A 23,288-nucleotide genomic window follows, 5' to 3' on the forward strand; every position below is an offset into this window, starting at 1 on the left:
CCATCCACAAGGAGCGCACGTGGCGAGTTCGGACTATTCGGCCAGGCACCTCTCGGTGCTCGAGGGGCTCGAGGCCGTCCGCAAACGACCCGGCATGTACATCGGCTCCACCGACTCACGCGGTCTCATGCACTGCCTGTGGGAGATCATCGACAACTCCGTCGACGAGGCCCTCGCCGGGCACGGCACGAGCATCGACGTCGTGCTGCACGCCGACGACAGCGTCGAGGTGCGCGACAGCGCCCGCGGCATCCCCGTCGACATCGAGCCGAAGACCGGCCTGTCGGGCGTGGAGGTCGTGTTCACCAAGCTGCACGCCGGCGGCAAGTTCGGCAGCGGCTCGTACGCCGCATCCGGCGGATTGCACGGCGTCGGCGCCTCGGTGGTCAACGCGCTCTCCGAGCGGCTCGACGTGGAGGTCGACCGCGACGGCAAGACCTGGGCGATGTCGTTCCACCGCGGCGAGCCCGGCGTCTTCGACGACAAGAAGGGCGCGCCGAGCCCCGACAGCCCCTTCACCCCGTTCGTCAGCGGCAGTGAGCTGCGCGTGGTCGGCAAGGTGCCCAAGGGCCGGACGGGCACGCGCATCCGCTACTGGGCCGACCGGCAGATCTTCACCAAGGGCGCCGAGTTCAGCACGGACGACCTCGTCGGCCGTGCACGGCAGACGGCGTTCCTGGTCCCCGGGCTGTCGATCTCGATCGACGACAAGCGCGCCGGGAAGGACGGTGCCGAGCCGACCGGGCTGACCACGTTCCGCTATGAGGGCGGCATCTCGGAGTTCGTCGACTTCCTCGCTCCGGACAGCCCGATCACCGAGACCTGGCGGCTCACCGGCGAGGGACACTTCACCGAGACCGTCCCCGTGCTGTCGGACTCCGGCGCGATGGTGCCGACCGAGCTGCAGCGCGACTGCCAGGTCGACATTGCCCTGCGCTGGGGCACCGGCTACGACACCGTCATGCGCAGCTTCGTCAACATCATCGCGACGCCGAAGGGCGGCAGCCACCAGGCCGGGTTCGACCAGGGCCTGCTCAAGTTCCTCCGCCAGCAGGTGGAGCTGAACGCGCGGCGCCTCAAGGCCGGAACGGACAAGCTCGAGAAGGACGACGTGATGGCCGGGCTCACCGCCGTGCTCACGGTGCGCCTGCCCGAGCCGCAGTTCGAGGGCCAGACGAAGGAGATCCTCGGCACGCCCGCCGTGCGCGCGATCGTCGCCAACGTCGTCCAGAAGGCCATGGCTGAGCGGTTCGGCTCGTCGAAGCGCGACGACAAGGCGCAGTCGGCGCTCGTGCTCGACAAGGTCGTCGCCGAGATGAAGTCGCGTATCTCCGCACGCGCTCACAAGGAGACGCAGCGCCGCAAGAACGCGCTGGAGACGTCGTCGCTCCCGGCGAAGCTCGTCGACTGCCGCTCCAACGACGTCGCCAACAGCGAGCTGTTCATCGTCGAGGGCGACTCGGCGCTGGGCACGGCCCGCCGGGCACGCGACAGCGAGTTCCAGGCGCTGCTGCCCATCCGGGGCAAGATCCTCAACGTGCAGAAGGCGTCCATCTCGGACATGCTCTCCAACGCCGAGTGCGCGGCGATCATCCAGGTCATCGGCGCCGGCTCCGGCCGCAGCTTCGACCTGTCGGTCGCCCGCTACGGCAAGGTCATCATCATGTCGGACGCCGACGTCGACGGGGCGCACATCCGCACCCTGCTGCTCACGCTGTTCTTCCGCTACATGCGGCCGATGATCGAGGAGGGGCGCGTCTTCGCGGCCGTGCCTCCGCTGCACCGTGTCGTGGTCGTGAACCCGGGGTCGAAGCCGAACGAGACGATCTACACGTACTCGGAGGCCGAGCTGCAGGCGGTGCTCGCGGACCTGAAGAAGCGCGGCAAGCGCTACCAGGAGCCGATCCAGCGCTACAAGGGCCTCGGCGAGATGGATGCGGACCAGCTCGCGACCACCACGATGGACCGCGCCCACCGCACGCTGCGCCGGGTGCGCGTCCCCGACGCGGAGGCCGCGAACCGCGTCTTCGAGCTGCTGATGGGCAACGACGTCGCGCCACGCAAGGAGTTCATCATCGCGGGCGCCGACGACCTGAGCCGCGCCCGCATCGACGCCTGACCCGGCCTCGTCCGCTCGGCCCTCTCGACGCCTGACCGCCCTCCGTCGAGTACACGATTTCTACACGCCTGAACGGCGTTTCGCGTGCACTTTTGGTGTACTCGACGGTGGGGCGCGAGGTCAGGAGATGCGGCGGCCGATCGAGCCGACGACGGTGTCGAGGGGGGTGCCGGAGGCGTCGCGGCGGGCGCCGCCCTCGGGGAGGGTGCGCGCAGCGCCGTCGGGGGCGACGGCCAGCGCCGGGCCGCGGCCGGCCCACGCCATGACCAGCTCGCTCTCGCCCTTCAGGAACCGCTGGGCGCGGACGCCGCCGGTGGCGCGTCCCTTCGCGGGGAACTCGGAGAAGTCGCTCACCTTCGCGGTGCCCGGGTCTGCGCCGGGCAGCGTCGCGTCGCTCGCCGCGATCGTGGCGACGACGGCCTCGTCGGTGTCGCCCGATGCGACCGCGCCGAAGTAGATCGCGCGCGCGCCCGATCCCAGGTTGATGCCGGCCATACCGCCCGCGGCGCGTCCCTGCGGACGGACGCTGGAGGCGGCGAACCGCAGCAGTTGTGCGTCGCTGGCGACGAACACCAGCTCGTCCTCGTCCGTCACCGTCGTCGCACCGACGACCTCGTCGCCGGCTTTGAGGCTGATGACCTCGAACTCGGGCTTGTTCGCCCAGTCGCCCGGCGCGACCCGCTTGACCACGCCCTGCTTCGTCCCGAGGGCGATGGTGCGCTCCGAGTCGAGGGAGACGATCGCGAGGATGCGCTCCTTCTTGTCCGCGAGCGCCAGGTAGTCGCCGATCTTGACGCCGGCGCCCAGCTGGATGGAGTTGGCGGGCACCCCGGGCAGGTCGACGGGGGAGAAGCGGATGAGCCGCCCTCGGTTCGTCACCGCGCCGATCTCGCTCCGGCTGGTCGTGTCCAGCTGGGACAGGATCGCGTCGTGCTTGCTGCGCCGGGCCGGCGGCTGGATGCGGTCGAGCCCGCCCTCGCCGTCGGCGCCGGCCACCGCATCCACTCGCAGGATGCGCCCGGTGGTGGAGAGGTACACGCGCGTGGGCACGTCCGCCACCTCGAGCTGCACCGTCGCCGCCTTGCTGCGCGAGGCGCCGGCGATCGACGGCTTCGCCTCGGTGAGGAGGGTGCGCCGCGGCGTCCCGAACCGGGTGGCGACCTGCTCCAGCTCGTCCGACACCAGGTCGTCGATGCGCTGACGCGAGGCGAGCAGGGCCTGCAGCTCCTCGATCTCCGCGCGCAGCTGGTCGCGCTCGGTCTCGAGCTCGATGCGGCTGAACTTGGTGAGCCGGCGCAGCCGCAGCTCGAGGATGTAGTCGGCCTGCAGGGTGCTGAGGTCGAACACCTGCATCAGCCGTCCGCGCGCCTGCTCGGTGTCGTCCGAGGTGCGGATGACCTGGATCACCTCGTCGATGTCGAGGATGGCGATGAGGAGGCCCTCGACGAGGTGCAGCCGCTCCTGCCGGCGCGCGAGGCGGAACTGCGACCGCCGGGTGACCACGCTGACGCGGTGGTCGAGGTACACCTGCAGCAGGTCGCGCAGGCCGAGGGTCTGCGGTCCGCCGGCGACGAGCGCGACGTTGTTGATCGCGAAGCCCTCTTCGAGCGGCGTGTGCCGGTAGAGCTGCTCGAGCACGGCCTCCGGGCTGAAGCCGGTCTTGATGCCGATGACGAGACGCAGGCCGTGCTGGCGGTCGGAGAGGTCGGTGACGTCGGAGATGCCGTTGAGCTTCTTGGCGTTGACGCCGTCCTTGATCTTCTCGATGACCTTCTCGGGGCCTACGAGGTAGGGGAGCTCGGTGACGACGAGGCCGCTCTTGCGCGCGGTGATGGATTCGACGGTCACCTTGGCGCGCATCCGGAAGCTGCCGCGGCCGGTCGCGTACGCGTCGCGCACACCCGCCAGCCCGGCGATGGTGCCGCCGCCGGGGAGGTCGGGCCCGGGGACGTACGCCATCAGGTCGTCGAGGGTCGCATCCGGGTTCGCGAGGAGGTGGCGGGCCGCGCCGACGACCTCGATCAGGTTGTGCGGCGCCATGTTCGTGGCCATGCCGACCGCGATGCCGCTCGCGCCGTTGACCAGGAGGTTCGGGAAGGCGGCGGGCAGCACATCCGGCTGCATCAGCTGGTTGTCGTAGTTGGGGACGAAGTCGACGACGTCCTCGTCGAGGTCCTCCGTCATCGCGAGCGCCGCTGCGGCGAGACGCGCCTCGGTGTACCGGGCGGCGGCCGGCCCGTCGTCGAGGGAGCCGAAGTTGCCGTGCCCGTCGACCAGCGGCACGCGCAGGGTGAAGTCCTGCGCCATGCGCACCAGGGCGTCGTAGATCGCGCTGTCGCCGTGGGGGTGCAGCTTTCCCATCACCTCGCCGGTGACGCGGGCGGACTTCACGTGACCGCGGTCCGGGCGCAGGCCCATCTCGGTCATCATGTAGAGGATGCGGCGCTGCACCGGCTTGAGGCCGTCGCGGGCGTCCGGGAGGGCGCGGGAGTAGATCACCGAGTAGGCGTACTCGAGGAAGGAGCCCTGCATCTCGGTCGTGACGTCGACGTCCTCGATGCGTTCGGTCGTTCCGGCGGGCTGATCGTCTGCGGGTGTCATTCGTGCATTCTGTGCAGGTCGGGGCTCAGGGGGAGCACGGGCTCGGGAAGCGCGTGCCCGGGGAGCGGGGGTGGCTCGGCCGGCGCCGTGATGCCTGTGCCAGACTGGGCCGGATGCCCCCCATGCTACCGGCCGCCTTCACCACGCGAGCGAGCCTCGCCACGGTTCTGCCGAGTTCGCTCGCGGCGCTGCGCGGCGAACGGAATGACCTCGACCTGCCGCGGCTGGATCACGTGGTCGTCATCCTGGTCGACGGCCTGGGCGCCGCGGCCTTGCGGGCACGATCCGGTCACGCGCGGACGCTGGCGCCGATGCTCGGGAAGGCGACGACGATCGACGCCGGTTTCCCGACCACCACCGCCGCTGCGCTGGCGACACTGACAACGGGCACGGCACCTGGCGAACACGGCCTGGTCGGCTACCGGGTCCGCGACGGCGCCGGCCGCCTGACCAACCAGCTCTCCGGCTGGGACGCGCAGATGGATCCGTCCACCTGGCAGCGGTCGCGGACCGTCTTCGAGCGCGCGGCCGACGAGGGCGTGCGCGCGCGGGCTATTGGCCTGCCGAAGTTCGCCGGCTCGGGCTTCACCGAGGCGGTGCTGCGGGGCGCGGAGTTCATCGGCGTGCAGTCGCTGGCCGAACGGTTCGACACTGCTGCCGACATCGTCGCGACCCCGGGCCCGGGGCTGACCTATCTCTACGTCGCCGAGCTCGACCAGCTGGCGCACGCGCGCGGCTGGGAGTCGAGCGACTGGACGGCCGCCCTCGAGACGCTGGACGCGCTGGTCGCGTCCTTCGCCCGGCGGCTCGGCCCCGGGCGCGCTGCTCTGCTCACCGCGGACCACGGCGTGGTCGACGTCCCCGAGAGCGGTCACATCCTCTACGACACCGCCCCCGAGCTCCTGGACGGTGTGGCCGACGTGGCGGGCGAGCCGCGCGTCCTGCACCTCTACACGGCACCCGGCATCTCGGCGACGGACGTTGCCGAGCGCTGGCGCGCCGCCGAGGGCGACCGCTCCTGGGTGGCGACGCGCGCCGAAGCGGTCGAGGCCGGCTGGTTCGGAGCGGAGGTCGCCGCCGAGGTGGCCCCGCGCATCGGGGATGTTCTGGTCGCCGCGCGCAAGCGCATCGCCTACTACGACGGCCGCGACCCGCTGCGCACCGGCCGCAACATGGTCGGCCAGCACGGCTCGATCACGCCCGAGGAGACGCGGGTGCCCCTCCTGCGCTTCGGCGCCGCCGGGTAACCCGCGCTCCCGCATCCCGACACGGCTGAGGTGCACGTCGTTGCGTGCGACACGCCGCACGGGTGCACAAGAAGGTGCACTTCGGCGAGAAGAAGATCAGGCCAGGTCGTCGTCCGTGCGCGCGCCGAAGACGATCTCGTCCCAGCTCGGCATCGCGGTGCGGCCCTTCTTGCGGCCGGACGGCTGCGGACCCGAGTCGTTGCTGTTCGCGGGCGGCGGCACGTCGAGGGGGAGCGGCGGCTGCTCCGCGATCGGCGGCCGCTCGGCGATCCGCTCATCCACCACACGGAACGGCGAGGGAGTGGGCGTCGGCGTGGGCACGGGCGCCGGGTCGGACGCCAGCGGGCGCTCCGGAGCCGGGGTGCGGTCCTCGTAGGTCGCGGCCTCGCGCTCGCCCCGGCGGCGGCGCAGCGCCTCCAGCAGGTCGGCGGTCTGGTGCAGGTCGCGCGGGGCGCCCTCGTCGGCGCGCTTGATCGCGGACACCTGGATGGAGTTGTTGGCCCCCGGCGCGCGGCCCGGCGTCAGCGGCTCGATGGGCGCGGTAATCTCCGGCCCGAGCAGGTCGGCGGACGGCGCGGGGAACGTGAAGGCTCCGCTGTCGAAGCGCGAGTTGTCGGGCTCGCCCTCGTGCGGCAGCACGGCGCGGAGCCGGGGGATGAGCGCTCCGCCGCGCAGCTCGCCCGCCTGCGACAGGGTGGTCGCCTCCGAGTTGAGCGGCGCCAGGGCGTGCTTGCGCGCGTCGTAGGACCAGCGCGCGTCGTGGTCGATCGTGTCGGCCGTGAACTCGAGCTTCACGATCCAGCCGGTCTCGCTGTCCTTCCAGCTCGCCCAGCGCTCTCCGGACACGCCGAGGGAGGCGAGGCGGTCGCGGATGACCGACCCGAACGTCTCGGCCTCGCCCAGCGGGTCGACGGCGTCCGTCGTGTGCACCGGGACGCTGAGGGCGCTGGCGACGATGTGCTCGCGCTCGGCGATGATCGGTCCTTCGAAGCGCTGCACGTACTCCAGGGGCGCGCCGGTGACCGCCGCGACGTCCTCCGCGGACATGCCGGAGCGGATGTGGGCCTGCACCTCGCGGGGCGACAGTTTGGGGGCGTCGGCGGGCGTCTCCTGGCGCACCTGCCGCACTTTCGACTGCAATGCTTCGTCGACGGCGATGCGGAAACGCTCACCGTCGTCACCGACGGCGACGAGCGCGCCGTTCTCGACCCCGATGACCTTCAGATCCTGCATGTGGACTGCCTTCCGAGCTCGTTCGTACGGCCTCAGGATCGCACGCGACGGAAGGCATTCCGGGGAATACCGCGGGCGTGCCGGAAGTTGCACACCGAGCAATCGCTGAGAGGCCCCTGGAGTGGTTTTGCTATTCAGGGGTGATTGATGCAAACTATGGCCGCCGATTGCGAGAATCGGCCGTTATGACGAGAAGTGGATGGGCATGGCAACGGATTACGACGCACCGCGGAAGACCGAGGACGACTCCGAGTCGATCGAGGCCCTCAAGGAGCGTGTCCCGGACAAGATGTCGGGTGTCGTGGACGTCGAGGACGCCGACAACCCGGGTGGGTACGAGCTGCCCGGCGCCGACCTCTCCGACCTCGACCTGGACGTCGTCGTGCTGCCTCCCCAGGCGGACGAGTTCACCTGCGTGAACTGCTTCCTGGTGAAGCACCGCTCGCAGATCGACCACGAGACGAAGCTCGGACCGATCTGCGTGGAGTGCGCCGCCTGACGCGCACGCACCCCCGACGACGCCGCCTACGAGACGGGTCGAGCCTCACCGAGAACCCGGACCAGCTGGTCCGGGTTTCTTGTTGAGAGCAGCCAGTAGGGCGCCGGGTCGTCCGCATCCAGCACGGGCACCTTCACGACCGGCTTGATCCAGCCGCGGATCAGCAGCCACGCGCGCGCGTCCAGCCGGCGCCCGCGCTCCTGCGTCGCCTCCTCGCCGCGGTACGCCGTCGGGGCGCCGACGAGGGCGAGCGGGATTCGCGCGGAGCCGGCGACGAGCTCGTCCTCCGTGACCCGGATGGTCGGGGCCGTCACGACGAGGAAGACCGCGAACGCGACGTAGACGACGATCGCCAGGACGACGCCCACCGAGAAGTTGATCGGTGCGAAGACGAGCATGATCGCGGGGATGACGAGCAGGGTGGAGATGAACAGCCAGGGCGTCGCCCAGAGCCGCTCTCGGTACAGGTCCATGGCCTCTATTCGATCAGACTTCTGCACTACCCTCGACACGTGACCGATACCGTCGACGTCCCGATCATCGCCTCGTTCCCTCCCGCCTACGCCCACCCGGGCGACGCGGGCGCCGACCTGTGCGCCGCCGAGGCCGTCGTGCTGGGCCCGGGGGAGCGCTTCACGATGCCGACCGGCGTGTCCATCGCCCTGCCCGACGGGTACGCCGCGTTCGTCGTCCCGCGCAGCGGACTGGCCATGCGGCACGGCCTCACGATCGTCAACGCGCCGGGCACGGTGGATGCGGGATACCGCGGCGAGATCAAGGTCACCCTGCTGAACACGGACAGATCGATGCCGTACGATATCGCCGTCGGCGACCGGATCGCCCAGCTGATCGTCATGCCGGTCACGCGAGCCCGGTTCATCCCCGTCGACACCCTCCCGGACAGCCAGCGCGGCACAGCGGGCTTCGGCTCGTCCGGGTACACCGTGACCGAGGCAGGAGAACACGCGTGAGCGACATCAGCGACACCCCGCGCGGGTCCGACGAGGGCGCAGAGCTCGAACAGCAGGGCGAGGCCCTGGAGTTCGAGAAGTCCGCCCCCGAGGACCGCGCGACCGAGGGGCCGCTCGACGAGAGCGAGGCGAACCCGGTCCGCCCGTACGTCGACCTGGGCGGGGTGAAGATCCTTCCTCGCGAGGGGCTGCACCTACGCCTCGAGGTGGAGGAGGAGACGCAGCGCGTCGTCGCCGTCGGCCTCGACTACGCGAACTCGACCCTGCAGGTCCAGCCGTTCGCCGCGCCGCGCTCCACCGGCCTCTGGCACGAGATCCGCGAGCAGATCACCGACCAGATCCAGCGGCAGGGCGGCCGCGTGACCGAGCGCGACGGCGCGTTCGGCCCGGAGCTCGTCGCCGAGATCCCCGTGGCGGCGGCCCAGGGCGGGGCCGTCGAGACGCGCGTCGCCCGCTTCGTCGGCGTGGACGGCCCGCGCTGGTTCCTGCGCGGGGTCATCGCCGGAGACGCCGCGGTGCAGCCGGAGGCCGCCGCGCTCGTCGAAGACCTCTTCCGCAGCATCGTCGTCGTGCGCGGCACCGTGCCCATGCCGCCGCGCGACCTCATCCCGCTCCGGATGCCCGCCGCCCCCACGACCGGCACCGAGAACGACTACTCCTCTCTTTAAAGGCATCGCCATGACCGATCACGACCGTCCAGCACCCGAAGCGGACGGACCAGCGGACGACGCGCAGCCGGCGACGCCCGCGTCGGCGCCCGCGTCCGCGCCGTCGTCGGCACCCTCGCCGGCGCCCTCGCCGGCCCCCTCGCCTGCCCTGAGCGAGAGCATCGCCGCGGCGGCGCGCCGCTCCGGTCTGGGGCAGCTGGCCGAGACGGACACCTCGACGAGTGCGGCCCTGCTCGGCGCTCTCGGCGGCGTCCGCGGGCTCTGCGAGACCATCCTCCCGGGACTGGTCTTCCTCATCCTCTTCACGTTCACGCAGAACGTGCCGGTGTCGATCGTGTCGTCGGTGGCCGTCGCCGTCGTCTTCACCGTCGCCCGCGTGATCGGCAAGACCCCGGTCACGCAGGCGATGGCCGGGCTGATCGGTGTCGGCATCTCCGCGATCCTCGCGCTCATCACCGGCCGCGGCGAGGACAACTTCCTGCTCGGGATCTGGACCAACGCCGCGTACGCCGCCGGCATCCTGATCTCGATGCTCGTCCGCTGGCCCGTCATCGGGCTGGCCGCCGGCTACCTGATGGGCGACGGCGTGGCCTGGCGCCGCGACAAGCGGAAGTTCCGGGTCATGCAGGCGCTGACCTTCCTCTGGTTCCTGCTCTTCGCCGCGCGCCTGCTCGTGCAGGTGCCGCTGTACCTCGCGCACACCGACGCGGCGACGAGCGCCCTGGCGCTGACGAAGCTGCTGATGGGCGTCCCGCTCTACGCACCGCTGCTCCTGGTCACCTGGTTCGTCGTGAAGGGGCAGTTCCCGCAGAAGCCGTCACGAACGACCGCCGACGTGCGTCCTACCAAGTAGAACGATCGACTGAGTTCACGGCGACGGAGGGGGACGGATGCTGGAGGCGGGCACGCAGGAGGGGCTGACTGCCGCCCAGGTCGCCCAGCGCGTCGCCGACGGCCGGGTCAACACGCAGACGCAGCCCAGCTCGCGCTCGGTGGGCGACATCCTGCGCGAGAACATCTTCACGCTGTTCAACGGCATCCTCACCGCCTGCTTCGTGGCCGTCGTGCTCCTGGGAGACCTGCGCGACGGCTTCTTCTTCGGGATCGTCGTCGTCAACGCCCTGATCGGGATCGTTCAGGAGTACCGCGCCAAGCGCGTGCTCGATCGCGCCGCCCTGCTCGCCGCCCCGCACAGCCGGGTGCGGCGTGACGGCGAGGTCGTGACGGTTCCGCTCGAAGATGTGGTGCTCGACGACCTCCTGGTGCTGCGACCCGGCGATCAGGTGCCGGCGGACGCGGTCGTCGTCGAGAGCACCGGGCTGTCGCTCGACGAGTCCATGCTCACCGGCGAGTCCGACCCGATGTTCAAGGACGCGGAGGCCCCGCTGCTGTCCGGTTCGCACGTGGTCACGGGCACCGGGCTCGCGGTGGTGACCGCCGTGGGCGCCGACTCCTACGCCAGCCGCCTGACGAGCGAGATCCGCAAGCACTCGCTGGTGCGGTCGGAGCTGCGGGAGGCGACCAACCGTATCCTGGTCTACCTCTCGTGGATCCTCGGCCCGCTCATCCTCATCACCCTGATCGGCCGCGTGCTGACGTACGGCGGCTTCGCGAACCTCTTCACGGACGACCACTGGCGCCGGGCGCTCGTGGACGCGGTGGCGGCCGTCGTCGGCATGATCCCCGAGGGTCTGGTGCTGCTGACCAGCCTCGCTTTCGGGGTGGCGGCCATCCAGCTGGCGACGCGCAAGGTGCTCGTCCAGGAGCTCGCCGCCGTGGAGGTGCTGGCGCGCGTCGACGTGCTCTGCCTCGACAAGACGGGGACGCTGACGACGGGCGAGCTGTCGCTGCACGGCACCGAGGCGCTCGGCGACACCGTCGACGTCGGGCTCGCCGAGACCGCGCTCGCCGCCTTCGGGTCGGACGAGGCCGGGAACGCGACGTCCGGCATCCTGGGGTCGCGGTTCCGCAGCGACCGGTTCCGGGTGAACCGCCGCATCCCGTTCAGCTCGGCGACCAAGTACAGCGCCCTGGTCATGACTGTGGACGGCGCGGAGACGTCGTGGGTGCTGGGAGCGCCGGAGCGCGTGCTCGACGGGCACCCGGAGGAGCTGGCCCGGGCGACGGCGCTCGCCGCGACCGGGCTGCGGACGCTCGCGCTGGCCCGGGCGGTGGACCCGCTGCCGAGCGAGCTGCATGTTCCGCTCGCGGGCACCCGCGTCGAGCCCGCCCTGCTGGTGCTGCTCGCGGAGACGCTGCGGCCCGAGGCGCGGGACACCCTCGGCTACTTCCGCGAGCAGGCCGTCCGCGTGGTGGTCATGTCCGGCGACAACCCGGTCACCGTCGCCGCGATCGCGAAGGAGCTGCAACTCGACGGCGACACGATCGACGCGTCCACGCTGACGACCGACGAGGCCCTCGGCGACGCGTTGGAGCGCGCCGCTGTGCTGGGGCGCGTGAGCCCGGACCAGAAGCGCACCGCCGTCCGGCTGCTCCAGGAGCGCGGGCGCACCGTGGCCATGACGGGCGACGGCGTCAACGACGCGATGGCCGTCAAGGACTCCGATCTGGGCATCGCGATGGGCACCGGCACGGCCGCGACCAAGGCGGTCTCCAAGGTGGTCCTCCTCGACGACCGGTTCGACCGCCTGCCGGACGTGCTCTCCTCGGGCCGGCGCGTGATCGCCAACGTCGAGCGCGTGTCCAACATCTTCCTGGCGAAGACGACCTACGGCATCCTGCTCGCGCTGCTCAGCGCCGTGCTGCTCTGGCCGTTCCCGTTCCTGCCGCGCCAGCTGACACTCGTGTCCTCCCTCGCCATCGGCATCCCCTCCTTCTTCCTCGCGCTCGCGCCGAACAAGCGCATCTACACGCCGGGCGTGCTCGGCCGTGTGCTGCGATATTCCGTTCCGACGGGCCTCATCGCCGGACTGACCGCGGTCGTCGCGTACGCGCCGCTGTACCGCAGCATCCCGCTGCACGAGGCGCGCAGCGTGACCACCGTGGCGCTGTTCTGCGTGTCGCTCTGGATCCTGTGCGTGCTCACGCGGCCGCTGACCGGCATCCGCTGGCTGCTGCTCGCGGCGGTCGCCGCCGCCTTCGTGCTGGTGTGCGTCATCCCCTTCACCTCGGCGTTCTTCGAGATGCACCTGCAGCTGGATGCGGCCCTCGCCTGGGGTGTCGCGGTGGGCGCCGTGGGCGCGGCCGGCGTCGAGCTGTTCTATCGCTTCGCCAAGCGGCGCTCCCTGGTCTTCGACCGGCTCTGAGCGTGGTAGATTTATCTCGACGTCAAGATACTTTCCGTCAGCCGGGTTTAGGCTTACCTTGCTGGAAAGGCGCTTCGACGGACGACGAAGATGGACGAGGCGTGCGTGAACATCGCCTGCCGACGAAGGAGAGGGCATTGTGACGGCAACCGAGAACTCAGGACACGGCAGCTTCGGTGCGAAGAGGACGCTGACGGTCGGATCGAGGGATTACACGATCTTCGGGATCGACACCGTCGAGGGCTACGAGCGGCTCCCGTTCAGCCTCAAGGTGCTCCTCGAGAACCTGCTCCGCACGGAGGACGGCGCGAACATCACCGCCGACCACATCCGCGCCCTCGGCGGCTGGGACCCGACCGCTGAGCCGGACACGGAGATCCAGTACACGCCGGCCCGCGTCATCATGCAGGACTTCACCGGCGTCCCCTGCATCGTCGACCTCGCCACCATGCGTGAGGCGGTCTCCGCCCTCGGTGGCGACCCCAAGAAGATCAACCCGCTCGCGCCCGCGGAGATGGTCATCGACCACTCCGTCATCGCCGACCTGTTCGGCCAGCCCGACGCGCTAGAGCGCAACACCGACCTCGAGTACGAGCGCAACGGCGAGCGGTACCAGTTCCTCCGCTGGGGCCAGACCGCGTTCGACGACTTCAAGGTCGTCCCGCCGGGAACCGGCATCGTCCACCAGGTCAACATCGAGTACCTGGCGCGCGTCACCATGACCCGCGAGGTGAACGGCGAGCTGCACGCCTACCCGGACACCTGCGTCGGCACCGACTCGCACACCACCATGGTGAACGGCCTCGGCGTGCTCGGCTGGGGCGTCGGCGGCATCGAGGCCGAGGCGGCCATGCTCGGCCAGCCCGTCTCCATGCTCATCCCCAAGGTCGTCGGCTTCAAGCTGAGCGGCGCCATCCCCACCGGTGTGACGGCGACGGATGTCGTGCTCACCATCACGCAGATGCTGCGCAAGCACGGCGTGGTCGGCAAGTTCGTCGAGTTCTACGGCGCCGGCGTCGCCGAGGTCCCGCTCGCGAACCGCGCCACCATCGGCAACATGAGCCCCGAGTTCGGCTCGACGGCCGCCATGTTCCCGATCGACGACGTCACCCTCGACTACCTGCGCCTCACCGGCCGCAGCGAGGAGCAGGTGCAGCTCGTCGAGGAGTACTCGAAGGCGCAGAGCCTGTGGCACGACCCGTCGGTCGAGCCGGTCTACAGCGAGTACCTCGAGCTCGACCTCTCCACGGTCGTCCCGTCGATCGCCGGGCCGAAGCGCCCGCAGGACCGCATCGAGCTGAGCCACGCGAAGGACCAGTTCGAGAAGGACCTCGTGGACTACGCGGACGTCTCGCACGACCTGGTCGACCTGACCATCTCGGAGTCGTTCCCGGCCTCCGACCCCGGTGAGCTCCAGCCGGAGGATGCGCGCAGCACCCACCAGCACAGCCACCACAGCCACGCCCCGAAGGTCGTGTCCAACCCGACGCCGGTCACCCTGACCGAGAAGGGCGAGGACTTCGTCCTCGACCACGGAGCGGTCGCCATCGCGGCGATCACGTCGTGCACCAACACGTCCAACCCGTCGGTCATGCTCGCCGCCGGCCTGCTCGCCCGCAACGCGGCGAAGAAGGGCCTCAAGGCCAAGCCGTGGGTGAAGACCACGCTGGCGCCGGGCTCCAAGGTCGTCACCGACTACTACGAGAAGGCGGGCCTGACGAAGGACCTGGAGGCGCTCGGCTTCTACACGGTCGGTTACGGCTGCACCACCTGCATCGGCAACTCGGGCCCGCTGCCCGAGGAGATCTCGCAGGCGGTCAACGACAACGACCTCGCCGTCACCGCGGTGCTCTCGGGCAACCGCAACTTCGAGGGCCGCATCAACCCGGACGTCAAGATGAACTACCTGGCGAGCCCGCCGCTGGTCATCGCGTACGCTCTCGCCGGGTCGATGAACTTCGACTTCGAGGTGGACGCGCTGGGCACCGACGCCGACGGCAACGACGTGTTCCTGAAGGACATCTGGCCCGACGCCGCCGAGGTGCAGCAGACGATCGACTCCTCCATCAACGAGGGGATGTTCGTCCACCAGTACGCGTCGGTCTTCGAGGGCGACGAGCGCTGGAAGTCGCTGCCGACCCCGACGGGTTCGATCTTCGAGTGGGACGAGAAGTCGACCTACGTGCGGAAGCCCCCGTACTTCGAGGGCATGACCCTCGACACGACGCCGGTCACCGACATCGTCGACGCCCGCGTGCTCGCCAAGCTGGGCGACTCGGTCACGACCGACCACATCTCGCCCGCCGGCTCCATCAAGGCGGACAGCCCGGCCGGCCAGTACCTGACCGAGCACGGCATCGACCGCAAGGACTTCAACTCCTACGGCTCGCGCCGCGGCAACCACGAGGTGATGATCCGCGGAACCTTCGCGAACATCCGCCTGCGGAACCAGCTCCTCGACGGCGTCGAGGGCGGCTACACCCGCGACTTCACGAAGCCGGACGCCCCGCAGTCGTTCATCTACGACGCGTCGCAGAACTACCAGGCGCAGGGCACCCCGCTCGTCATCCTCGGCGGCAAGGAGTACGGCTCCGGCTCGTCGCGCGACTGGGCGGCCAAGGGCACCAGCCTCCTCGGCGTCCGCGCGGTGATCACCGAGAGCTTCGAGCGCATCCACCGCTCGAACCTCATCGGCATGGGCGTCGTGCCGCTGCAGTTCCCGGCCGGCGAGTCCGCCGACTCGCTGGGCCTCGACGGCACCGAGGTCTTCTCGATCACGGGCCTCGAGCAGCTCAACGAGGGAACCACGCCGAAGACCGTGCACGTGGTGGCCGCGCCGAGCGAGCACTCCGCGGAGGGCAAGCAGCCGGTCGAGTTCGACGCGGTCGTCCGCATCGACACCCCCGGTGAGGCGGACTACTACCGCAACGGCGGCATCCTCCAGTACGTGCTGCGGAGCCTGGTGTAAGCACGCCGCTGTTTCCAGGACAAGCCCCTGCGGCCTCACCACGGTGAGGCCGCAGGGGCTCAGTTCGTGCGGGCGAGATCGGGCCATTCGGCATAGAAGTCATCGAGAGCGGCAGACAGCGGTTCGTGCTCGACTAACCAGCGGCGTGCCGTCGGACTCACGCTGTTGAGGATGTCGCGCATAGCTTTGCGCTTACCGCGGAGATCCAGGCCGAACACCGGCTCGTGGTGTGCGATCCGGTTCCGGAAGTCGCAGACGATCGATACGGATCGAGCGATCTGGTCGAGTCGAACTCCTTGCCGGTTGGCGAAGGCATACTGAAGGGCTTCCTCCCGCAGCGGCTGTTTCCAGCGATGCCGCTGCGACGGCAAGAGATTGCGCCAGACACCGAGAGTGAATTGTGCGACGACGTCGTCGTGGTTGACACGTCGCCGACCCCGCACCGCGCGGGCGGCATGGTCGCGGGCGGAGCGGAGGCGGTCGGCTGGGATCACCGACGCCAGGAGTGGTCCCGGATCGCGCGTCCACTCGGGCGTCCCCGCAGCGCGCGGTGTAGGTCGCGATCCGCGGTGCACTGAGATGGGTGAGGATATCGGCTGGCATTCCGCGAGCGTAGTAAGCTTCTTCGCAGGGCGTCGGCAGTACTAACGACGTCACGCTCTCAGCGGCCCGGGTTATCCCGGGCTGCTGTGTTTAACGGGCGCCCATAGCGGACGATAGCCGGACACGCCGCTGTCAAGGGGAGGCTCGGAACCGCCGGTTCCGAGCCTCTCTTGACGAAGGCGCGCCTAGACTCGAACGCATGGGCATCCTCGAGACCATTCAGGGTCCGCGCGACCTCGATCGGCTGACCGAGCGGGAGCTCGTCCAGCTCGCGGGCGAAGTGCGCGCGTTCCTGGTCGCCAATGTGGCGAAGACCGGCGGCCACCTCGGCCCGAACCTGGGCGTCGTCGAGACGACCATCGCCATCCACCGGGTGTTCGACTCGCCGCGGGATGCCATCGTCTTCGACACCGGCCACCAGTCGTACGTCCACAAGCTGCTCACCGGGCGGCAGGACTTCTCGCAGCTGCGCCAGCGCGGCGGCCTCGCCGGGTACCCGCAGCGCTCCGAGTCGGAGCACGACATCGTCGAGAGCTCCCACGCGTCGTCGTCGCTGTCGTGGGCCGACGGCATCTCCCGGGCGTTCGAGCTGACGGGCCAGCAGGACCGCCACGTGATCGCGGTGGTCGGCGACGGCGCCCTCACCGGCGGCATGACGTGGGAGGCGCTCAACAACATCTCCGACGACAACAACCGCAAGCTGATCATCGTCGTCAACGACAACGGCCGCTCCTACGCGCCGACGATCGGCGGCATGGCGCGCTTCCTCAACACGGTGCGAACCCGCCGCGGCTACCGCAACCTGTACCTCACGTCGCGCAAGGCGTTCGACAAGCTGGGCACGCCGGGGCGGTCGTTCTACCGCGGAGTGCGCGGCGGGCTGCACGGCTTCCTGAGCCGGTTCACGAACAACGAGGCGCTCTACTCGAACCTCGACATCAAGTACATCGGTCCGATCCACGGCCACGACGTGCAGGCGATGGAGGAGGCGCTCGAGCAGGCCAAGAACTACGGCGCGCCCGTCATCGTCCACGCCATCACGCAGAAGGGACGCGGCTACGAGCCGGCCCTGCGCGACGCTGCGGACCAGTTCCACTCCGTCGGGCAGATCGACCCGGAGACCGGTGAGTCGATGGGCGGATCGAGCAAGCCGTCCTGGACGGGCGTGTTCGCCGACGAGATCGTGCGGCTGGCCGAGAAGGACCCGAAGATCGTCGGAATCACCGCCGCCATGCTGCGGCCCACCGGCCTGCACAAGTTCGCGGAGCGTTTCCCCGACCGCGTGCACGACGTCGGCATCGCCGAGCAGCACGCGGCCACCAGCGCGGCCGGCCTCGCCTTCGGGGGGCTGCATCCCGTGGTCGCGATCTACGCCACCTTCATGAACCGCGCGTTCGACCAGGTGCTGATGGATGTGGGGCTCCACAAGGCGGGCGTGACGTTCGTCCTCGACCGGGCCGGGGTGACCGGGCCGGATGGTCCGAGCCACCACGGCATCTGGGACCTCGCCATCCTGCAGGTGGTCCCCAACATCCGCCTCGCCGCGCCGCGCGACGGCACCCGCTTCCGCGAGGAGCTGGGGGAGGCCGTGGCCGTCGACGACGCGCCGACCGTCCTCCGCTTCCCTAAGGGGTCCGTTCAGCCCGACATCGAGGCGGTGCGCCGGCTCGACGACGGAGTGGACGTGCTCCGCGAGGGCGACCGCAAGGATGTGCTGCTCGTGACGGTCGGCCCGATGGCCGACCTCGGGCTCAAGGTCGCCGACCGGCTGGCCGCCCAGGGCATCGGCGCCACCGTCGTGGACCCGCGGTGGGTCGTCCCGGTGCCGAAGAGCATCCTGTCGCTGGCGGCCGAGCACCGCATCGTGGTGACGATCGAGGACGGCATCCGCGTCGGCGGCATCGGCACGCGTGTCCGTCAGGATCTGCGCGAGGCCGGCATCGACACGGCGGTGGACGAGCTCGGGCTGCCCGACGCGTTCATCGACCACGCCTCGCGCGAGCAGATCCTCGAGGATGCGGGGCTCACCCCGCAGAAGATCGCGCGCGACCTCGTCGCGCAGGTGCTCGGCAGCCGCGTGCCGATCGCGCGCCCGCTGCCCGACGACGACTCCGCCGCCGACGAGGCCGCTCCCGCCAAGAAGCGCCGCGCCTGACTCATCCCTTCCCGATAGATTTGCGCCAATTCTCGGTTATGGCCCCCGTATAACGACGATTTGGCACAAATCTGCCGGGTAGCTGGGATCGGTTGACTTGGAGTGCGCTCGAAGTTCTACTGTGGCGATATGACCGACACACGGACGGCGATGTCGATCTCCGACGTCGCCGAGCGGACCGGACTCACCACGCACACCCTGCGCTACTACGAACGCGAGGGGCTGATGCTGACCCCGGTCGGGCGCGCATCCTCCACCCACCGGCGCTACACCGAGGCGGACGTCACCTGGGTGACGTTCCTCACGAAGCTGCGCTCGACGGCCATGCCGATCGCGACGATGCGCCAGTACGTGGTGCTCGCCCGTGACGGCGACGACACGCAGGCGGAACGGCTGGAGCTGCTGCTCCTGCACCGGATGGCCGTCGTGCGGCAACTGGAGGAGATGACAGCGAGCCTGGCGGCCATCGACTACAAGATCGACCTGTACCGGCAGAGCGTCGGCCAGGTCACGGAAGGGAACGACGCATGAAGACGATCGCATTGGGAACCGAGAAGCTGGAGGTCTCGCAGCTGGGGCTGGGCTGCATGGGGATGTCCGCGTTCTACACCGGGGCCGGTGCCGACGAGGCCGGCTCGATCCGCACCATCCACCGGGCCATGGACCTCGGGGTGACGTTCTTCGACACCGCCGAGATGTACGGCCCGTACAAGAACGAGGAGCTGCTCGCGAAGGCGTTCGCCGACGGGCGCCGCGACCGCGTCGTCATCGCCACGAAGTTCGGCACCATCAAGCACCGCCAGAACGACGAGCGCGGGATGGACGGCTCGGCCGAGAACGTGCGGCTGTCGGTCGAAGGCTCGCTGCGCCGGCTGCAGACCGACCACATCGACCTGTACTACCAGCACCGGATGGACCCGGACACGCCCATCGAGGAGACCGTCGGGGCGCTGAAGGAGCTGATCGAGGAGGGGAAGATCCGCCACTACGGGCTGTCGGAGGCGGCACCCGCGACGATCCGCCGCGCCAACGCCGTGCACCCGGTCACCGCCATCCAGACCGAGTACTCGCTGTGGACGCGCGACCCGGAGGCCGAGGTGCTGCCGACGGTCCGCGAGCTCGGGATCGGCTTCGTGCCGTACTCGCCGCTCGGCCGCGGCTTCCTCACCGGCACGATCCGGTCGCTCGACCAGCTGTCGGACGACGACTTCCGCCGGTTCAACCCGCGTTTCGAGGGCGACAACCTGGAGGCCAACATCCGGATCGTGGAGCAGGTCGACGAGGTCGCGCGCGAGCTGGGTGCCAAGCCGGGCCAGGTGGCCCTGGCGTGGCTGCTGTCGAAGGGCGACGACATCGCACCGATCCCGGGCACCACGAAGGTGGAGAACCTGGAGCAGAACGTGGCCGCGGCCGACCTGCACCTGACCCCCGAGCAGATCGCCCGCCTGGATGCGGTGGCCGCCCCGCTGGGCGACCGCTACCCCGACATGTCGACGGTCAACCGCTGACCCGTCCCGCTGCGTAACGCAACACGCCGTCCGCCACTTCAGGCGGACGGCGTGCTGCGTCAATAGGGCGGGCGCCTACGCGACGCCCTTGATCGGCGGGTGGTGGAACGTGTCGCCGAAGACCCGCTCGGACGCGCCGACCCGGTCGAGGTACGGCGTGATGCCGCCCATCTGGAACGGGAAGCCCGCACCGAGGATCATGCAGAGGTCGATGTCCTCCGGCGCCTCGACGACGTGGTCGTCGACCAGCATGCGGTGGATCTCGTCGGCCAGGCCGTCCTCCAGGGTGCGAAGGATCTGCTCCTTCGTCCACGGGTTCTTGCCGCCCGAGACGATCTTCGCGGCGCCCTTGTCGAGGCCCTTCACCTTGCCCTTGGCGTCCTTCTCCAGCAGCGTGCCGTACTCGGCCAGTTTGTGGAGGTTCTCGGAGCGGTAGAACCGGTCCGGGAACGCCGCGTGGTGGGTGTCGAGCACGTGCGCGCCGACCTTCAGCCCGACCAGGTCGAGCAGGGCGGACGGCGCCATCGGCAGGCCCAGCGGGGCGATAGCCTCGTCGACGACCTCGAACGGCGTCCCGTCGTCGACGGCGTGCATCGCGTCGCCGAGGATCTTGGCCAGTACGCGGTTGACCACGAAGCCGGGGGTGTCCGCCGTGATGACGGCGTTCTTCTTCAGCGCCGCGGCCGTGACCATGGCAGTGGAGAGAGTGGCCTCGTCGGTGTTCGGCGTCTTCACGACCTCGATCAGCGGCATGACCGCGACCGGCGTGAAGAAGTGGAAGCCGACCAGGCGCTCGGGGTGCTTCAGCTTCGCGCCGATCTGCTCGACGGAGAGCGAGGAGGTGTTGGTCGCGATCACCGCCTCGTCGGAGAGGAACGGCTCGACCTCGGCGAAGACGTCCTGCTTCACGGACAGCTCCTCGAACACGGCCTCGATGACCCAGTCGCAGTCGGCGAAGTCGGCCTTGTTGGTGGTGCCGGTGACCAGGGCGCGCAGCCGGTTGGCCTCATCCGGAGAGATGCGGCCCTTCTCCTGGAGCGTGCCGATCTCGTCGTGGATGTATGCAACGCCCTTGTCGACATGCGCCTGGTCGAGGTCGGTGATGACCACCGGCACCCGCAGGCGGCGGACGAACAGCAGCGCGAACTGGCTGGCCATGTAGCCGGCCCCGATCACACCGATCTTGGTGACCTTCTTGGCGAGCTTGCGGTCGGGCGCGCCGGCGGGCTTCTTGGCCCGCTTCTGCACCAGGTTGAAGGCGTAGATGCTGGCCTGGAACTGGTCGCCGGCGATCAGCTCCGCGAGAGCGTCGTCCTCCAGGGCGAAGCCGGCTTCACGATCGTTCGACTTGGCGGCCTTGAGCAGGTCGAGCGCCTTGTACGGCGACTTCGGCACGGTGCCGATGCGCGACTCGAGCATTTTGCGGGCGATGCCGATGGCGGCGTCCCACTTGACCATCCGCTCGATCTTGCCCGGCTCGTTCGGCCGCTTCACGACGGTCGCGCCGGTGAGCACGGAGTCGGCCCACTTCAGCGAGTCCTCGAGGAAGTTCGCCGAGTCGAAGATCGCGTCGGCGATCCCCAGGTCGAAGACCTCCTGCGGCTTGAGCATCCGGTTCTGCTTCAGCGGGTTCTCGACCACGACCTTCAGAGCGTTCTCGATGCCGATCAGGTTCGGGAGGATGGTCGCGCCGCCCCAGCCGGGGATCAGCCCGAGGAACACCTCGGGCAGCGCGAACGCGGCCGCGTTGCGGTCGATGGTGCGGTAGTCGGCGTTGAGGCCGATCTCCACGCCGCCGCCCAGCGCCAGGCCGTTCGTGAACACGAACGAGGGGACGCCGAACGTGGCCTGCTTGCCCAGGACGTAGTGGCCCAGCTGGGGGAGCAGCTTCGCCACCTCGACGCTCGGGATCTCGTTCACCCGGCTGAGGTCGGCTCCGGCGGCGAGGATGAACGGCTTGCCGGTGACGGCGACCGCGTCGATCTCACCGCGCTTCGCCCGCTCGGTCAGCTCGTCGAAGGTCTTCCCGAGCTGGAGGAGCGTCGCCGGGCCCATCGTGTTGGGCCGCGTGTGGTCGCGGCCGTTGTCGAGGGTGACCAGCGCGAGGTTCTTGCCGCTCGGCAGGCGCACATCCTTCACGAACGAGTGGGTGACGACCTCGTCGTCGGTGAGGTCGGCGAGGGGGGAGAAGTCGATCTTGCTGTAGTCGGTCACGTGCGTCTCAGCCCTTCCGCGCGGCGCGCTTGTCGTAGTTCGGGTTCTCCCAGATCACGGTGCCGCCCTGGCCGAGGCCCACGCACATCGCGGTGATGCCATAGCGCACCTCGGGGTGCTCCTCGAACTGGCGGGCCAGCTGGATCATCAGGCGCACGCCGCTCGCGGCGAGCGGGTGCCCGATCGCGATCGCGCCGCCCCACTGGTTGACCCGCGGGTCGTCGTCGGCGATCCCGAAGTGGTCGAGGAACGACAGCACCTGGATGGCGAAGGCCTCGTTGAGCTCGAACAGGCCGATGTCGTCGATGCTGAGGCCCGCCTTGCGGAGCGCCTTCTCGGTCGACGGGACCGGGCCCAGCCCCATGATCTCCGGCTCGACGCCGGCGAACGCGAAGCTGACCATCCGCATCTTCGGCGTCAGGCCGAGCTCCTTCACGGCGTCGTGCGACGCGAGGAGGGAGGCGGTGGCGCCGTCGGTCAGCGGGGACGAGTTGCCCGCCGTGACCCGGCCGTGGGGACGGAACGGCGTCTTGAGCGTGGCGAGGCCCTCCATCGTGGTCTGCGGGCGCATCCCCTCGTCCTCGGTGGCGAGGCCCCAGCCCGACTCCGAGCGGATGGCGACCGGCACCAGGTCCGGCTGGATCTTGCCGGCCTCGTAGGCGGCGGCGAGCTTGTGCTGGCTGCGCATGGCGAACCGGTCGGAGCGCTCCTTGGTGAGCGCGGGGAAGCGGTCGTGGATGCGCTCGGCGGTCATGCCCATGTTGAGCGCGTCCTCGGCGACCATCTTCTCGGAGAGGAAGCGCGGGTTGGGGTCGGCCCCGAAGCCCATCGGGTGGCGGCCCATGTGCTCGACACCGCCGGCGATGACGAGGTCGTAGGCGCCGAACGCGATGCCCGAGCCGAGGGTGGTGACGCTGGTCATGGCGCCCGCGCACATCCGGTCGATCGCGAATCCGGGGACCGACTTGGGCAGGCCGGCGAGGAGCGCCGCCGTGCGGCCGAGGGTGAGTCCCTGGTCGCCCTGCTGCGTGGTCGCGGCGATCGCCACGTCGTCGATCCGGTCCTTGGGCACCTCGGGGTTCCGCTCCAGCAGCCCGATCATCGCCTTCACGACGAGGTCGTCCGCCCGGGTGTTCCAGTACTGCCCTTTTTCGCCGGCCCGTCCGAACGGAGTACGGACTCCGTCGACGAACACGACATCGTTCCTATCGGCCACAGTGCCTCCCAAATCAAGGT

17 protein-coding genes are annotated in these 23,288 nt (G+C 69.8%); 11 read left to right on the forward strand and 6 right to left on the reverse strand.

Annotation, left to right across the window (positions count from 1 at the left end):
• Positions 1–19 precede the first annotated feature (19 nt).
• Positions 20–2,119 carry a DNA gyrase/topoisomerase IV subunit B gene (locus ACTJI1_RS05960; RefSeq protein WP_440741896.1) on the forward strand — a complete coding sequence of 700 codons (2,100 nt, stop codon included), beginning with the start codon at positions 20–22 and terminating at the stop codon, positions 2,117–2,119.
• A gap of 120 nt (positions 2,120–2,239) precedes the next feature.
• On the opposite strand, the gene ACTJI1_RS05965 is transcribed toward ACTJI1_RS05960, so the two are convergent.
• Positions 2,240–4,720, reverse strand: coding sequence for a DNA gyrase/topoisomerase IV subunit A (locus ACTJI1_RS05965; RefSeq protein WP_440741897.1), 2,481 nt, complete (start codon positions 4,718–4,720; stop codon positions 2,240–2,242).
• Positions 4,721–4,842: 122 nt separating this feature from the next.
• Between ACTJI1_RS05965 and ACTJI1_RS05970 the strand changes: the two genes are divergently transcribed.
• Complete coding sequence (locus ACTJI1_RS05970; protein ID WP_440742181.1) at positions 4,843–5,967, forward strand: alkaline phosphatase family protein; 1,125 nt, start codon at positions 4,843–4,845, stop codon at positions 5,965–5,967.
• Between the two features lie 96 nt (positions 5,968–6,063).
• On the opposite strand, the gene sepH is transcribed toward ACTJI1_RS05970, so the two are convergent.
• On the reverse strand, positions 6,064–7,200 hold the full coding sequence (gene sepH / locus ACTJI1_RS05975; RefSeq protein WP_440741898.1) for a septation protein SepH: 1,137 nt from the start codon (positions 7,198–7,200) through the stop codon (positions 6,064–6,066).
• Between the two features lie 205 nt (positions 7,201–7,405).
• Here sepH and ACTJI1_RS05980 point away from each other — a divergent pair, with 205 nt between their 5' ends.
• A complete protein-coding gene (locus tag ACTJI1_RS05980; protein ID WP_026307201.1) occupies positions 7,406–7,699 on the forward strand; it encodes a DUF4193 domain-containing protein in 294 nt (97 codons plus the stop codon).
• A gap of 26 nt (positions 7,700–7,725) precedes the next feature.
• On the opposite strand, the gene ACTJI1_RS05985 is transcribed toward ACTJI1_RS05980, so the two are convergent.
• Positions 7,726–8,172 (reverse strand): DUF3093 domain-containing protein, encoded by a 447-nt coding sequence (locus ACTJI1_RS05985; RefSeq protein WP_440741899.1) that lies wholly within the window; start codon positions 8,170–8,172, stop codon positions 7,726–7,728.
• A gap of 39 nt (positions 8,173–8,211) precedes the next feature.
• Between ACTJI1_RS05985 and dut the strand changes: the two genes are divergently transcribed.
• From dut to acnA, 5 genes are all read left to right on the forward strand, one after another.
• Positions 8,212–8,670 carry a dUTP diphosphatase gene (gene dut / locus ACTJI1_RS05990; RefSeq protein ID WP_310129703.1) on the forward strand — a complete coding sequence of 153 codons (459 nt, stop codon included), beginning with the start codon at positions 8,212–8,214 and terminating at the stop codon, positions 8,668–8,670.
• Between the two features lie 65 nt (positions 8,671–8,735).
• On the forward strand, positions 8,736–9,338 hold the full coding sequence (locus ACTJI1_RS05995) for a DUF3710 domain-containing protein (RefSeq protein ID WP_440742182.1): 603 nt from the start codon (positions 8,736–8,738) through the stop codon (positions 9,336–9,338).
• A gap of 10 nt (positions 9,339–9,348) precedes the next feature.
• A complete protein-coding gene (locus tag ACTJI1_RS06000) occupies positions 9,349–10,191 on the forward strand; it encodes a DUF3159 domain-containing protein (protein ID WP_440741900.1) in 843 nt (280 codons plus the stop codon).
• A 37-nt stretch (positions 10,192–10,228) separates the two neighbouring features.
• Complete coding sequence (locus ACTJI1_RS06005; protein ID WP_440741901.1) at positions 10,229–12,604, forward strand: HAD-IC family P-type ATPase; 2,376 nt, start codon at positions 10,229–10,231, stop codon at positions 12,602–12,604.
• Positions 12,605–12,743: 139 nt separating this feature from the next.
• The gene (acnA, locus tag ACTJI1_RS06010) at positions 12,744–15,572 is read left to right on the forward strand and encodes an aconitate hydratase AcnA (protein WP_440741902.1); all 2,829 of its coding nucleotides are present in this window, start codon (positions 12,744–12,746) and stop codon (positions 15,570–15,572) included.
• Positions 15,573–15,631: 59 nt separating this feature from the next.
• On the opposite strand, the gene ACTJI1_RS06015 is transcribed toward acnA, so the two are convergent.
• Positions 15,632–16,066, reverse strand: a complete 435-nt coding sequence (locus ACTJI1_RS06015) for a hypothetical protein (protein WP_440741903.1) — start codon at positions 16,064–16,066, stop codon at positions 15,632–15,634.
• A 308-nt stretch (positions 16,067–16,374) separates the two neighbouring features.
• Here ACTJI1_RS06015 and dxs point away from each other — a divergent pair, with 308 nt between their 5' ends.
• The 3 genes from dxs (at position 16,375) to ACTJI1_RS06030 (ending at position 19,838) form a co-directional block, all read left to right on the forward strand.
• Entirely contained in the window at positions 16,375–18,330 is a 1,956-nt protein-coding gene (gene dxs, locus ACTJI1_RS06020; protein WP_440741904.1) for a 1-deoxy-D-xylulose-5-phosphate synthase, read from the forward strand.
• A gap of 129 nt (positions 18,331–18,459) precedes the next feature.
• Positions 18,460–18,861: a MerR family transcriptional regulator gene (locus ACTJI1_RS06025; RefSeq protein ID WP_440741905.1), complete on the forward strand. Its 402-nt coding sequence runs from the start codon at positions 18,460–18,462 to the stop codon at positions 18,859–18,861.
• Positions 18,858–19,838 carry an aldo/keto reductase gene (locus ACTJI1_RS06030; protein WP_310129693.1) on the forward strand — a complete coding sequence of 327 codons (981 nt, stop codon included), beginning with the start codon at positions 18,858–18,860 and terminating at the stop codon, positions 19,836–19,838. Before ACTJI1_RS06025 ends, ACTJI1_RS06030 begins: the two co-directional genes overlap by 4 nt.
• A 75-nt stretch (positions 19,839–19,913) precedes the next feature.
• Here ACTJI1_RS06030 and ACTJI1_RS06035 read toward each other — a convergent pair whose 3' ends face one another.
• Together ACTJI1_RS06035 and ACTJI1_RS06040 are read right to left on the reverse strand one after the other, a co-directional pair.
• Positions 19,914–22,052 carry a 3-hydroxyacyl-CoA dehydrogenase NAD-binding domain-containing protein gene (locus ACTJI1_RS06035; protein ID WP_440741906.1) on the reverse strand — a complete coding sequence of 713 codons (2,139 nt, stop codon included), beginning with the start codon at positions 22,050–22,052 and terminating at the stop codon, positions 19,914–19,916.
• Between the two features lie 7 nt (positions 22,053–22,059).
• Positions 22,060–23,247 carry a thiolase family protein gene (locus ACTJI1_RS06040; RefSeq protein ID WP_396427066.1) on the reverse strand — a complete coding sequence of 396 codons (1,188 nt, stop codon included), beginning with the start codon at positions 23,245–23,247 and terminating at the stop codon, positions 22,060–22,062.
• Between the last annotated feature and the right edge of the window lie 41 nt (positions 23,248–23,288).

It is taken from the genome of Leifsonia sp. 22587, from assembly GCF_052044215.1.
Lineage (GTDB): Bacteria > Actinomycetota > Actinomycetes > Actinomycetales > Microbacteriaceae > Leifsonia > Leifsonia shinshuensis_C.

Coding starts and splice junctions, on each gene's coding strand:
- ACTJI1_RS05965 (WP_440741897.1), bottom strand. CDS start 4,720: ATGACACCCGCAGACGATCAGCCCGCCGGAACGACCGAACGCATCGAG.
- ACTJI1_RS05970 (WP_440742181.1), top strand. CDS start 4,843: ATGCTACCGGCCGCCTTCACCACGCGAGCGAGCCTCGCCACGGTTCTG.
- sepH (WP_440741898.1), bottom strand. CDS start 7,200: ATGCAGGATCTGAAGGTCATCGGGGTCGAGAACGGCGCGCTCGTCGCC.
- ACTJI1_RS05980 (WP_026307201.1), top strand. CDS start 7,406: ATGGCAACGGATTACGACGCACCGCGGAAGACCGAGGACGACTCCGAG.
- ACTJI1_RS05985 (WP_440741899.1), bottom strand. CDS start 8,172: ATGGACCTGTACCGAGAGCGGCTCTGGGCGACGCCCTGGCTGTTCATC.
- ACTJI1_RS06000 (WP_440741900.1), top strand. CDS start 9,349: ATGACCGATCACGACCGTCCAGCACCCGAAGCGGACGGACCAGCGGAC.
- ACTJI1_RS06005 (WP_440741901.1), top strand. CDS start 10,229: ATGCTGGAGGCGGGCACGCAGGAGGGGCTGACTGCCGCCCAGGTCGCC.
- dxs (WP_440741904.1), top strand. CDS start 16,375: ATGGGCATCCTCGAGACCATTCAGGGTCCGCGCGACCTCGATCGGCTG.
- ACTJI1_RS06025 (WP_440741905.1), top strand. CDS start 18,460: ATGACCGACACACGGACGGCGATGTCGATCTCCGACGTCGCCGAGCGG.
- ACTJI1_RS06030 (WP_310129693.1), top strand. CDS start 18,858: ATGAAGACGATCGCATTGGGAACCGAGAAGCTGGAGGTCTCGCAGCTG.